Source organism: Fusobacterium perfoetens, assembly GCF_021531595.1.
Classification (GTDB): domain Bacteria; phylum Fusobacteriota; class Fusobacteriia; order Fusobacteriales; family Fusobacteriaceae; genus Fusobacterium_B.
Genome location: NZ_JADYUD010000013.1, coordinates 14,976 through 27,782, shown reverse-complemented (window position 1 = coordinate 27,782; position 12,807 = coordinate 14,976). Strand labels below are relative to the sequence as shown.

The 12,807-nt window shown below is 30.0% G+C and carries 11 protein-coding genes; 2 read left to right on the top strand and 9 right to left on the bottom strand.

All coding sequences use genetic code 11. From position 1 onward, the window contains the following. Positions 1 to 15 precede the first annotated feature (15 nt). Complete coding sequence (locus I6E17_RS07835) at positions 16 to 1,506, bottom strand: sodium-dependent transporter (protein WP_235236593.1); 1,491 nt, start codon at positions 1,504 to 1,506, stop codon at positions 16 to 18. Positions 1,507 to 1,653: 147 nt separating this feature from the next. Further along, positions 1,654 to 2,316 carry a helix-turn-helix domain-containing protein gene (locus tag I6E17_RS07830; RefSeq protein ID WP_176829270.1) on the bottom strand — a complete coding sequence of 221 codons (663 nt, stop codon included), beginning with the start codon at positions 2,314 to 2,316 and terminating at the stop codon, positions 1,654 to 1,656. Positions 2,317 to 2,948: 632 nt separating this feature from the next. Here I6E17_RS07830 and I6E17_RS07825 point away from each other — a divergent pair. Together I6E17_RS07825 and I6E17_RS07820 are read left to right on the top strand one after the other, a co-directional pair. Beyond that, positions 2,949 to 4,340 (top strand): tryptophanase, encoded by a 1,392-nt coding sequence (locus I6E17_RS07825; protein WP_235236592.1) that lies wholly within the window; start codon positions 2,949 to 2,951, stop codon positions 4,338 to 4,340. A 530-nt stretch (positions 4,341 to 4,870) separates the two neighbouring features. Next, positions 4,871 to 6,016, top strand: a complete 1,146-nt coding sequence (locus tag I6E17_RS07820) for an ABC transporter substrate-binding protein (RefSeq protein ID WP_235236623.1) — start codon at positions 4,871 to 4,873, stop codon at positions 6,014 to 6,016. A gap of 282 nt (positions 6,017 to 6,298) precedes the next feature. Here the strand turns inward: I6E17_RS07820 and I6E17_RS07815 are convergent, their stop codons facing one another. The 7 genes from I6E17_RS07815 to I6E17_RS07785 form a co-directional block, all read right to left on the bottom strand. Then, the gene (locus tag I6E17_RS07815; protein ID WP_235236620.1) at positions 6,299 to 7,180 is read right to left on the bottom strand and encodes an RluA family pseudouridine synthase; all 882 of its coding nucleotides are present in this window, start codon (positions 7,178 to 7,180) and stop codon (positions 6,299 to 6,301) included. Between the two features lie 5 nt (positions 7,181 to 7,185). After that, positions 7,186 to 8,298 (bottom strand): rod shape-determining protein RodA, encoded by a 1,113-nt coding sequence (gene rodA, locus I6E17_RS07810; protein WP_419180984.1) that lies wholly within the window; start codon positions 8,296 to 8,298, stop codon positions 7,186 to 7,188. Positions 8,299 to 8,321: 23 nt separating this feature from the next. Further along, positions 8,322 to 8,762 (bottom strand): dUTP diphosphatase, encoded by a 441-nt coding sequence (dut, locus tag I6E17_RS07805; RefSeq protein ID WP_235236591.1) that lies wholly within the window; start codon positions 8,760 to 8,762, stop codon positions 8,322 to 8,324. 21 nt (positions 8,763 to 8,783) lie between these two features. After that, on the bottom strand, positions 8,784 to 10,007 hold the full coding sequence (locus tag I6E17_RS07800) for a M16 family metallopeptidase (RefSeq protein ID WP_235236590.1): 1,224 nt from the start codon (positions 10,005 to 10,007) through the stop codon (positions 8,784 to 8,786). A 73-nt stretch (positions 10,008 to 10,080) separates the two neighbouring features. Then, positions 10,081 to 11,157, bottom strand: coding sequence for an LptF/LptG family permease (locus I6E17_RS07795; protein ID WP_176828794.1), 1,077 nt, complete (start codon positions 11,155 to 11,157; stop codon positions 10,081 to 10,083). 21 nt (positions 11,158 to 11,178) lie between these two features. Beyond that, a complete protein-coding gene (locus tag I6E17_RS07790; protein WP_235236589.1) occupies positions 11,179 to 12,258 on the bottom strand; it encodes an LptF/LptG family permease in 1,080 nt (359 codons plus the stop codon). Between the two features lie 9 nt (positions 12,259 to 12,267). Next, positions 12,268 to 12,798, bottom strand: a complete 531-nt coding sequence (locus tag I6E17_RS07785) for a CvpA family protein (RefSeq protein ID WP_176828782.1) — start codon at positions 12,796 to 12,798, stop codon at positions 12,268 to 12,270. Positions 12,799 to 12,807 lie beyond the last annotated feature (9 nt).

The following is a 12,807-nucleotide window of genomic DNA, read 5'->3' as shown; positions in this document are numbered from 1 at the left end:
TTGCAGATTAAATTATTAATCAATAGATTTTTCCCATGGTTTTTTGTAGAAAATAGTTGCTGTCACAAGCATTATTGCAATTGTTCCCCAACCAAATACAAGTTTTGCAGTAGTCATGCTTGTAAATCCGCTTATTAAGTTTGATATAACTGTAATTCCAAGAACGATAGGAGTTACATATTTTAATAAGAAGTTAAATAATTTTCCAATTTTGAAATCAGAGAATTCGTTCGCATCTTCTCTTATTCTTTCAAGTCCATAAAGTTTAGCCATAAGCACTGTTTCAAGAAGTCCTGAAGTTGCTATAATATAGTTTCCTACATGGGCATCAACTATATCAAGAATATAGTTAAATCCTGCATAAGTTGAGAAGCAAGCACTTCCTATAAATCCAACTACAGATATGATTGATACTAGTTTCTTTCTGTCTATGTTAAATTTATCCATAACAGATGCTGCAAATGATTCAAGCATTGAAATACTTGAAGAAAGACCTGCTATAAATAGACAGAAGAAGAATAGGAATCCTATTAATCCTTGTAATACTGTATTAGAAGTTATTGTTGATACTGCTATTGGGAAAGCTATGAAGGCAACTCCTGCACCGCTTCCGAAAGAGTCAAATCCAACACCCATTTTTGTAACAAGGTGTCCAAGTGTAGAGAATACTGTTATACCAGCAATTATGTCAAATGACGCATTTGAGAATACTGTCATAAATGAACTGTTTACTATATCCCAATCATCAGGAATATAAGATCCATAAGCTATCATAACTCCAACTGCAAGAGTTGTAGAGAAGAATACTTGTGCATAAGCAGCAACCCAGATATTAGGATTTGCTATTTTGCTGAAATCAGGTGTAAATAATGTATTAAGACCAAGTATTGAACCATCAAGTCTTACAGAGTTAATCATAAATATTACCATCATAACCATAAGTACTGGAGTGAAAACTTTAGAACATTTTTCTATTCCACCAGATATACCATTTTTAACGATTATCCAGTTTCCAAGCCATACAACGATTACAAAGCTTAACATATACTTACTGATTCCTGCTGCTAAGTCAAAAGGCCCTGACGCACTTCCTGCAATCATTCCCATTATAGGACCAGGATTTGACATCCAGTTTACTACACCAAAAGCATGTAATAAAGACCATACCATAAATACAACAGATACAGAAATAATTGTACTGTAGAACATCATTACAACTATCGGTACCATTACTTGAAGCCAACCAACCCATTCATACTTCTTTCCAAGCATTCTGAAGGCTTTTGTTGATCCTCCTCTAATTTTTCTACCATATTGATATTCTAATATCATTAATGGTACTGCACAAGTAAATAGAGCTACTATGTAAGGGAAGAAAAATGCTCCTCCTCCGTTTTTATAAGCTTGGAACGGGAATCTCCATAAGTTTCCAAGTCCTATTGCTGCCCCTACTGCTGCATAAATAAATCCTTTTCTGCTTTGCCATAATTCTCTTGCTTCAGCCATGATGATAGACCTCCTTAAGATTAAAATCATAGTTTTTTATAAAATAATTTTATAAAGGAAAACCCATAAACTTTCCATGTTTTCTTTATAAAAGTTCTTCCGGAATATCATTATTAAGTTGTTGCTATGTAGAATTGTGTTTCGCTGTTACTGTCCTGTACTTAAATATCTGTAAATTGTCTTTTCAGAAGTATGGAATCTCTTTGCCAGTTCACCAACACTTCCTTTAAGATGAAATATACCTTTCTGGTTAAGTTGTTTCACTATTTCTATTTTTTCTGAAGTATTCAATGCATCTATTGGCTTTTTCAAATTATTGAAATATTGATTAATAACATATTGTGCATATTCTTCTATAGTTCCAAGTTCATCAACTTCATCAGATTCTTTAGCAATATTTCTTTCATCTCCTCCTGTTATGGCTTTTAAAAGCCCATTAAGGAAATTCGCTGCTCCTATCATATTTGAAATATCTATTCTTATATTAAAGACACCTCTTAGATTTTTTTTACTGTCTTTTATAAAAAAGGTAGATACTCTGAACAGCTGTCCGTCATTTGCTTTTCCTGGAAAATTTGTTACAAAATTAAGATCTGGATCTTCATCTTTTGCATATTTTTCCAAAAGCTTTCCAAGTGTTTTCGGAATAGAACTTCCCATTTCAAAGCTGCAGTTTGAAGATTTAGAAATAAGTTCTCCTTCTTTACTTTTTTCAAAACTATAAAGAGTTATTTCTGCTATATCCCCAAGTGTCTTTTCAAGGAAGTTTATTATTATAGTATAATATTCAAAGCTGTCATTAAAAGTCATTGTCTTGCCTCCCGTTTTTAATTGATAAGAATTTTTTCTTGTAATATTTTTTCTCCGAGAAGTATTTCTAACTTTTATATTCTTAAGTATAATACATTTTTCTAATAAGTAAAATATATAATATATATGATAAAAATGTAAAATATGAATCTAAATACAAACACTTCTTTCATAAATTAAATATTAAGTCTCAAATTAAGCCGCTTTTAAATATAAAGTACTGCTTTTACATACTTTTTCTTTTTTTTATATCAATAAAAAAGATTCTGGCTATTTTCTTCTATAAAAAAGATATTATATAGTATCATAATTTCTAGACTTTCTGATACCCTATATTTTTTTATTTTTTAATTCAAAGTATGTTTTCTGTTCTTGAAAAACTTATTCAGAACATAAAGTTCTTAAAATTTTCAAAAAATTTTTAAGAAAATATTGACATTTTTTTATTAAAATGATAATATAGTCTCAACAGAACAGGAAAGATTAAATTTTTTAAGTTCTGTTCTCGTTATGTTAAATATGCTGGAATCTGTGACCAGCTTTTATTTAAAAAGATGCCGCCCGCCAGTCGGCCTGTACGATGACCGGGGCACAGACAAATTTTTTATTAGAAATTTTGGAGGTGTTTTTTTATGGCAGTAAAGTATATCCCAGAACCATTTAGAATTAAGATGGTAGAACCTATTAAAATGTTAACTAGAGAGGAAAGAATTGAGAAAATTAAAGAAGCTAAATACAATCTTTTCAATCTTAAAGGTGAAGATGTTTACATTGACCTTCTAACTGACTCTGGAACAAATGCAATGAGTGACAAACAATGGGCAGGAGTTATGCGTGGAGACGAAGCTTACGCAGGAGCATCAAGTTATTATAAATTAGTTGAAGCTGGAAAAGATATATTTGAATATGGATTTATCCAACCAGTTCACCAAGGAAGAGCAGCTGAAAAAGTTCTTTTCCCTACTTTCTTAAGCACAGGTAAAGTAGCTATCTCTAACATGTTCTTTGACACTACTCGTGCTCACGTTATATTAGCAGGAGCAAGACCTATAGACTGTGTTATTGAAGCAGCTAAAAATCCATCTCTTCGTTGCAAATTTAAAGGAAACATGGACGTAGAAAAAATGGAAAGAATAATCCTTGAAAAAGGACCTGAAAATGTTGGACTTGTTGTTATGACAGTTACTAACAACTCTGCAGGTGGACAACCAGTTTCTATGGCAAACATCAGAGAAACAGCTGCTGTATGTAAAAAATACAACATTCCTTTCAATATAGACGCTGCTCGTTATGCAGAAAATGCTTTCTTCATTAAGAGAGATGAAGAAGGATACCAAGACAAATCAATAAAAGAAATAGTAAGAGAAATGTTCAGCTATGCTGATATGTTTACTATGTCTGCTAAAAAAGATACTATAGTTAATATGGGAGGTCTTATCGGTATTAAAGATGCTGAAAGCCCATTAATCCTTAAAATAAAAGCTAACTGTATTTCTTACGAAGGATTCTTCACTTATGGAGGACTTGGAGGAAGAGACCTAGAAGCTCTTGCTATAGGACTTTATGAAGGTATAGATGAAAACTACTTAAAATACAGAAATGGACAAATGGAATACTTAGCATCTAGATTAGATGATGCTGGTATCGCTTACCAAGCACCTATCGGAGGACACGGAGCATTCGTTGATGCGAAAGCTATGTTCCCTCAAATCCCTTACAATGAATATCCAGGACAAGTTCTTGCAATAGAATTATATATTGAAGCTGGAATTAGAACTTGTGACATCGGATCTTATATGTTAGGAAACGATCCTGATACTGGTGAACAATTAAAAGCTGACTTTGAATTTACTCGTCTTGCAATTCCAAGAAGAGTTTACACTCAATCTCACTTTGACATAATGGCTGACGCTATTATAGCTGTAAGTAAGAGAGCACACGAAATTAAACATGGTTACAAAATTACTTGGGAACCACCTATTCTTCGTCACTTCCAAGCATCTCTTGCTCCAGTAGAAGAATAATAAATTAATTACAATTGAATAAAAACTATTAGACTAATGCTCTGCCTTATGGGCAGAGCATTTTTTATCTATATTTAAAGTAAAATAATAGTTTTAAAAAAATTTTTTAATTTTTTTAAAATTTTTCTTGCATTTTTTTTAATTTTGTTTTATACTTACTTCAATAACAGAATACAAAAACTTAAAATTTTCTAAAGCTATAAAAAAGGAGGAAATATGTTTATAATACTTAGCATAATATTTGTCATATGTGCCATAATAATATCAATAATAAGCACAACTGAATATGCAGATAATTTTGTTAGGATAATTTATAATCATATTTTATTACCTTTATTTAGATATAATTTTATAAATTCATAAATTAAGAAGTTTTGTTAAATTACAAAATGTGAGTTTGTGATAAAATAAAATATTTTGAATAAAATAATTAATTTGATTTTAAAGGCAGCCTGACAAAGGCTGTCTTTTTTATTAACAAAAATTTTAAAAATAAAAAATAAATAAAATATATTTTTAAGGGGGGAAACATTATGAAAAAATTTAACACTTTACTACTTGGAGCAACTTTACTTCTTGCAGCATGTGGAGGTGAAAAAGAAACTGCTAAAACTGCTGATACTGTAAAAATTGGTTGTACTGCACCTCTTACTGGGCCTGTTGCTATTTATGGAATCACTTCTTCAAATGGATCTAAACTTGCTATGGACGAAATCAATAAAAATGGTGGTATTCTTGGAAAACAAGTTGAATTTACTGTTCTTGACTCTAAAGGAGATCCTACTGAAGCAATCACTGCTTATAACAGACTTGTAGATCAAGGAATTGTTGCATTCATTGGTGATGCTCCTTCAAAACCTACTCTTGCTATTGCTGAAGTAGCTGCTCAGGATAATATGCCTATGATTACACCAAACGGAACTCAATTCAATATCACTGAAGCAGGACCAAATGTATTCCGTACATGCTTCACTGACCCTTATCAAGGAGTTGTTCTTGCAAACTTTGCTAAAAATAATTTAAAAGCTGGAACTGTTGCTATTCTTGTAAATAACTCTAGTGACTATTCTGATGGTGTTTCTAAAGCATTCATTGAACAAGCTGGAAAACTTGGATTAAAAGTAGTTGCTAAAGAAGGATATTCTGATGGGGATAAAGATTTCAGAGCTCAGCTTACAAAAATTCTTCCAACTAATCCAGATGTTTTAGTTGTTCCTGATTATTATGAACAAGCTGCTCTTATCACAGTTCAAGCAAGAGAAGTTGGTTTAAAATCTACATTCATTGGTCCTGATGGTTGGGACGGTGTTTCTAAAACTCTTGATCCTAGTGCATATGGAGCTGTTGAAAATTCTTACTTCACTAATCACTATTCTCTAGATGATCAGTCTCCTAAAGTTCAAGAATTTGTTAAAGCATATAAAGAAGTTTATAACGAAGAACCTTCTTCATTCGCTGCTCTTTCTTATGACTCTGCATACATGATGAAAGCTGCTATTGAAAAAGCTGGAACTACTGAAAAACAAGCTGTTATTGATGCTTTAAAAACTCTTAGCTATGATGGTGTAACAGGACATCTTACATTTGACGAAAAAAATAACCCTGTAAAAGATGTTACTGTTTTAAAAATTGTAAACGGAGAATATACTTTTGACTCTGTTGTAAAACCTGAATAAAATTATTATGTTACTTTTCTTTGTGAAAACAAAGAAAAGTAACTAAAAGAAAATTTTTATATTAAAATGGGCTGTTGCATTTTCTAATTTATAAAAATAAAATTTTAAGATATTGAAAATATTTTTGTAATTTATGAAGTGAGTTGAACACTGAAAAATGACACTGTTTGAGTGAAACGAGTTTGTCATTTTTAGTGAAACGAACAATATAAATAAAAAATATTTTCACAGAATAAAATTTTATTTTTATAGATTTACAACAGCCCATAATATTTTATAAAATTATTTTTTTAATCTAAGTTCAAAAAATTCTGAGATAGGAAGTTCAACTTTTACATTATATTTAGGTATCTCACAATAAAAAGAATTAAGATATAATGATTTTTCATCATCTTTTATTCCATATCTTGTATCTCCTATTATAGGATTTCCCATATGTGAAAGCTGTACTCTCAGCTGGTGTGTTCTTCCTGTAATAAGTTCTGCTTCAAGAAGTGTTATATTCTTTCCATGTTTTAAAGTTTTAAATATAGTTATTGCTTCTTTCCCTTCAGGATCTTCTTCTGAAGTTACAACTACCTTATCTTCTATTTTTTTAAGATAGTTATCTATTATAAATTTTTCTTTATTTATAATTCCATGTACAAGAACATAATATTTTTTCTTTATATTATTTTCTCTTACCTCTTCAGTTAAAACTCTTGTGGATATTTTATTTTTTGCACCTATAACAAGACCTGAAGTTTTTCTGTCTATCCTATTTACAAAGTTAAAATTATTATCTTTAAAATATGATTTAAACATCTCGGAAATTCCATATTCATAGCCACTTCCCTTATGCATAACCACATCTTTTTTCTTATTAAAAATAATAAGATCATCATTTTCAAAAACTATACCTTTTTTTAGTTCTTCTTTTTCTTTAAGAGAAAGTTCTATAAATGGTTCTTCTTTTATTTCTTCTTCAGAAACTTCAAGACCTATAAAGACCTTGTCTCCTTCCATAAGACGATAATTTTCTTTTTTCTTCTTATTATTTACTTTTATCTTTCCTATTCTCATAGCCTTAAAGATTTCTGTAAGAGGAGTTGATTTAAGTTTTTTTCTTAAATATCTGTCCAGTCTTACTCCTTCATCTTCTTTTTCTATTATATATTTCATAATTACCTCTAAAACTTATGTATTTTTACACTGTGAACTATTCCAAGCATTAAAAATCCGAAAACAAATGAACTTCCTCCATAACTCATAAAAAGAAGTGGAAGACCTGTAACAGGCATTACTCCCATAATCATTCCCACATTTATTACAACATGGAAAAAGAAAATACTTGCTATTCCATAACATATTAATTTTCCATATCTGTCTTCTGAAACATCCCCTATTTTTATAATATTCATTATAAGAGCAAGATAAAGAACAATAAGAAGAACTCCTCCTACAAATCCTCTCTCTTCAAGAAAAACAGAACCAATAAAGTCAGTATGAGATTCAGGAAGAAATCTTAATTTGCTCTGTGTCCCCTGAAGGAATCCTTTTCCAAACATTCCTCCTGAACCTATTGCAATTTTTGATTGTACAACATTCCATCCACTGTTCATAAGATCTGCTTCTGGATTTAAAAATGTCTGAATTCTTGTTCTCTGATAATCTTTAAGCAGAAAAAAATATGCTGCTGGAATACTTGCTGCTCCTAAAATTGCAAGCTGCCATATTGTTTTCCAGTCTATTCCATGAATAAAAATCATCACAAGATATATGAATATAAGAACAAGTGATGTTCCAAGATCTGGCTGATTAAGAACCAAAAGAAATATTGGAAGCACATGAAGCCCTGAGAAAAACATATCCTTTAGTCCTCTGAAACTTTTTCCATAATTTAATATAAGAACTTCAGCAAAAGAAAGAACAAGAAAAAGTTTTGCAAATTCAGAAGGCTGAACACTTATAACTCCAAGATCTATCCATCTTTTAGCTCCCTTTGCCTCGTCTCCAAATATATAAACAGCAACAAGCATTAAAATATTTACTGCATAGATAAATTTATAATATTTTGCATATTTTCTATAATCTATAAGAGAAACTGTAAAATATACACTCACTCCCAGAGCTGTCCATATAAGCTCTTTCTTAAAAAAAGAAAGTGTTCTATGAGCTGTAGCTGTATAAACAGCAGTAAGACTTAAAGTTATTATTAAAAATATTTTTAATATAAGGGTATGATCCATCTTTTTAAATTTTTTTACTGCTGTATTTATGCTTCTTCTGTCTAATAATCCCATTCTTGCTCCCTGCTTTTTTTATCTTACTTTCCTGTGTGTCCGAATCCACCACTTGATCTTTCACTGCTGCTAAGTTCATCAGCTTCAACTAAATTCATTTGATATACTTTTCCAAGAACCAGCTGAGCAATTCTTTCTCCTGGCTCAACTGTATATTCATCTTTACTTAAGTTTATCATTATAACTCCAATTTCTCCACGGTAGTCACTGTCTATTGTTCCAGGTGTATTTGCCATAGAAATACCATGCTTTAAAGCAAGTCCACTTCTAGGTCTTACTTGAACTTCATACCCTTCAGGAATTTCCATTTTTATTCCTGTAGGAATTAATTTTCTTTCAAGACTTCCAAGTGTAACAGGTTCAGTAATATTTGCTCTTACATCCATACCTGCTGCTCCTTCTGTCATATACATAGGTTTTTCTACACCTTTATCTAAAATTATTTTTACTGTTACTTTTTCCATTATGATTTCTCCTTAAGTTAGTTATATATTCCCTAAAATTGTTTTAGAATAATATTTTTTATCAAACATATTCTGTGCAGCTTTCTTTATGTCTTCAACAGTTATTTTTTCTATCTGTTCAAGAATTTCATCCAAATCTTTTATTTCTTTGTAAAGAAGATAAGAATTTGCCATTCTGTTCATTCTTCCCTTACTGCTCTCAAGTCCAAATGTCACAGCACTTAAAAACTGATTCTTTGATTTTTGAAGTTCATACTCTGTAATTCCGTTTTCTCTTACATCATCAAACTCTTTTTCTATAATTTCAATAACTTCTTTATAATCTTTTTTTGTTGTTCCTGCATAAACTGTAAAAAGTCCTCCCTCTTCAAAAGATGAAGTATAACTAAATACTGAATAAGCAAGTCCTCTGTCCTCTCTTATTTTCTGAAATAGTCTTGAACTCATATTTCCTGCAAGTGTATTTGAAATTATTGCAACTTCATATCTTATATCACTTGTAAGAGAACATCCCATTGTATTGAAACAAATATGAACCTGATTTGTATCTTTATTTATTTTATTTTCAATACTTTTTATTTTCATAGCCCCGTCATATTTTCTTTCAGGAAGTATATTCTCTATTTTTCCAAGCCCTTCATTTAAAAGCTCTGATATATCTTCAAAAGAAAAATTTCCTGCTATTGAAATTACAATATTCTCTGGTCTGTATTGATCTTTAAAATATTTTACAAGTTTTTCCCTTGTTATTCCTTTTATACTTTCCTCTGTTCCTAAAACTGTATTTCCCTGAACACCTTCTATTACAAGAGCTGTATTTCTGTCGTGAACTATTTCTTCTGGTATGTCATCATACATTCTTATCTCTTCAATGACAACATTCTTTTCCTTTTCAAGATTTTCTTCTGAAAAAGTAGAATTTAAAAACATATCTGTTAAAATTTCTATTCCCTCTTTCAGCTTATTTGAAAGCATCTGTACATAATAAACTGTGTTTTCTTTTCCAGTGTAGGCATTTATTATGCCCCCTTCATTGTCTATTATTTCAGAAATATCCTTTGCACTTTTTGTCTTTGTCCCCTTAAACATCATATGCTCAAGAAGATGAGATATTCCTTCTTCTCCGTTAAGTTCATTTTTAGCTCCTGTCTTAACAAAGATTCCAAAAGTCACACTGTTTATTCCATCTATTTTATCCATAAGAACAGGAATTCCATTCTTAAGTTTTTCTATTCTGATACTCATATACCTTCCTTTTTACTCTTTTAATTTTCTTTTGATTACTTTGCTTTGTTTGCACAAAGAAAAGTAACAGATATTAATACTCTGCTTTATGTACAAAATACATTCCTATTCCCAAAAATATTATATTAGGAAGCCATCCACTTACAAAAGGATTCATAAGTCCATTTTTACCTAAAGATTCAAATGAAGCCTGCATTATATAATATCCATAACCTAAGAACATACATAAAACTATACTCATTGCAGAATTTCCTCTTACATATCTGCTTCCAAGAGAAAGCCCAAGAAAAGATATTATAAAACTTGCAAAAGGAAATGAATATCTGTTTCCAAGTTCAACCATTCCATTTCTTATATCTCCTCCTGTGATTCTTAAATCTTTTATCTCTTTTTTAAGTTCTTTTGTTGTAAGAAGTCTAGGATCTATTGAAAGAGTTACAAAGTTTTCAGGAGGCTCTTTATATTCCTCTGAAACATAAAGAGAATGTGTTTCTGACTTCCTGTTTTTAAGATCATTTACAACAACATTTTTTAATTCCCATGTATTAGTTTCTCTGTTGTATTCTCCTTTTTCTGCAATTATAACTTTTTCTATCTCTGTGAAATCCTTGTTAAGTTCTATAAGCTCAATATCATCTGCTGTTCCTTTTTCCACATTTATATATCCCATCATATATATATTATTTTTTTCTGCATCTCTTAAAAATCCATTTCTTTTTTCTTTTGGAAGAACTTTTGAAATTGTATTCCCTCTAAGCTCTCTCATTCTTTTTTCAGAAACTGGATATATATTTCCATTTATAAAAAACACTACAAGAGATATAAAGAAAGATATTATAACAGGAAACATTATTATCCTTCTGAAACTTATCCCTGAAGTTTTAAGAGATATTATCTCAAGGTTTGCAGCCATTTTATTTATCATCATAAGAGATCCAAGAAGAACTGCAAGAGGAGTCACATTAAGAAGAATATCTGGAATCATATTAAGCACATATATAAAACCATCTGATGAAGACATTCTTCCATCAGCTACATATCTAAAAATTTTAAAAAGCTGGCTTAACACAAAAACATTTATAAAAGCTATAAGACTTAATAAAAATGCTTTTATAAAATTCTTGCTCATATATAAATCTAATTTTTTCATTTTTAAATTCATCTTCATAGTTTACACCAGCCTTACCTTTTTCTTATACATTGCTGCAGTGAAAAGATACAGAAGCACATTTGGAAGCCATATTCCTGCATAAGGATTTATTTTTCCTCTGTAAGACATAACCATTCCAATATTTAAAAGAACTATATAAACAAAAATAATGGCTATACCAAAACCATAATTTACACCTTTTCCACTTCTGTGATGACCTATTGACATAAGTACCCCTAAAACAGAAAGCATTATTGTTGAAAGAGGTATTGCTATTTTTTTATTTATTTCAACAATATAAGGAAGTTTTTCTGCTTTATCCTTTTCTTTTGACATATCTTTCACAAGCTGTGATATGCTCATTCCTTCTATATCATCTACCTGCATTTCCACATTTTGAAAATATGAACTTAAAGGTATTTTTCTTTCCTGAAAATGCCCTCTTAAATTTTCTTTTCCCTTTTTATCAAACTTATAAAAATCAACATTATCAATTATCATAGCTGCATCTTTCCAATGAGCTGTCTCTCCAAGAACAAGAGTAGGATATTTTGAATCTTCATCATTTACAAAGATAAGAAGATTTCTTGCATCTTTTGTCTTAGGATCTATCTTATCTATATAAAGTCTGTAATCTGCCATTTCATCAATTAAAACTTTATCTCTTAACTGAAAAACAGGATTTTCATAAGCCATTTTTACTGTAAGCTGCTGAAGTTTATTAAATGATCTTGGAATAATACTCTCTTGAAGAAAAAATATAAATAGTGTAGCTATAGTTCCCATTATAGCCACAGGTTTTATCATATCTTTAAGGGACATTCCTATAGAGTTCATAGCTGTTGATTCACTGTTCTTTGTAAATTTTCCAAAAGTTATCATTATTCCCAAAAACATACCCATAGGGATTGTCTGAGAAAGTATCATTGGAAGATAAAAAGACAGCATTCTTATAACATCTATAAGAGAGATACCTTTTATTATTATACTTTCCATCATTGAAACAATTATCTCTATCATAAATATAAATGTAAAAAGAGATATCCCAAATATTGTGGGAAGTTTTGCCTCTGATAATATATATCTATTTATTATTTTCATTTCTCTCTCCTAGAATAATTTGTCTATATACTTATCAATAGTTTTGTTGTCTCTTATTGTTTTTAGTTTTTCCTTAAAAATTTCAGGAATATATTGATCTGCATTTTTTGATGCTTCAAGAAAATATACATTAGATACACTGTCTTTTCCATATTCCTGAATTTTTGGGAAAGTATCAGCTGTTACATTAAAAATTAAAAGAATAAGAGCACTTATTATAAATCCTTTTACAAGACTTAAAATTCCTCCTAGAATTCTGCTTATAAAAGAAACGCTCTGTTTTTTTAAAATTATATTTAATATATGTATTAAAATACTGAATACAATAAATACAATTACAAAAGTTATTACATAAGTATATGTATAATTTGAACCAAGATATTTTTCTACATATTTTAAAACTATTGGTGTAACTTTCTGAGTTATTACAAAGTTTATAACAACTCCAAAAGTTGATATAAATTCAACTACAAATCCATTTTTTATTCCGAATAGAATTGATATTACTATCACTGCTCCTACTATAATATCCAAGTACATCTTATATCC

What these genes read in the sequence shown, in the direction of transcription:
- I6E17_RS07800 (WP_235236590.1), bottom strand. Translation starts at nt 10,007, where the DNA reads ATGAGTATCAGAATAGAAAAACTTAAGAATGGAATTCCTGTTCTTATG.
- I6E17_RS07835 (WP_235236593.1), bottom strand. Translation starts at nt 1,506, where the DNA reads ATGGCTGAAGCAAGAGAATTATGGCAAAGCAGAAAAGGATTTATTTAT.
- I6E17_RS07830 (WP_176829270.1), bottom strand. Translation starts at nt 2,316, where the DNA reads ATGACTTTTAATGACAGCTTTGAATATTATACTATAATAATAAACTTC.
- I6E17_RS07825 (WP_235236592.1), top strand. Translation starts at nt 2,949, where the DNA reads ATGGCAGTAAAGTATATCCCAGAACCATTTAGAATTAAGATGGTAGAA.
- I6E17_RS07795 (WP_176828794.1), bottom strand. Translation starts at nt 11,157, where the DNA reads ATGAAAAAATTAGATTTATATATGAGCAAGAATTTTATAAAAGCATTT.
- I6E17_RS07790 (WP_235236589.1), bottom strand. Translation starts at nt 12,258, where the DNA reads ATGAAAATAATAAATAGATATATATTATCAGAGGCAAAACTTCCCACA.
- rodA (WP_419180984.1), bottom strand. Translation starts at nt 8,298, where the DNA reads ATGGGATTATTAGACAGAAGAAGCATAAATACAGCAGTAAAAAAATTT.
- dut (WP_235236591.1), bottom strand. Translation starts at nt 8,762, where the DNA reads ATGGAAAAAGTAACAGTAAAAATAATTTTAGATAAAGGTGTAGAAAAA.
- I6E17_RS07785 (WP_176828782.1), bottom strand. Translation starts at nt 12,798, where the DNA reads ATGTACTTGGATATTATAGTAGGAGCAGTGATAGTAATATCAATTCTA.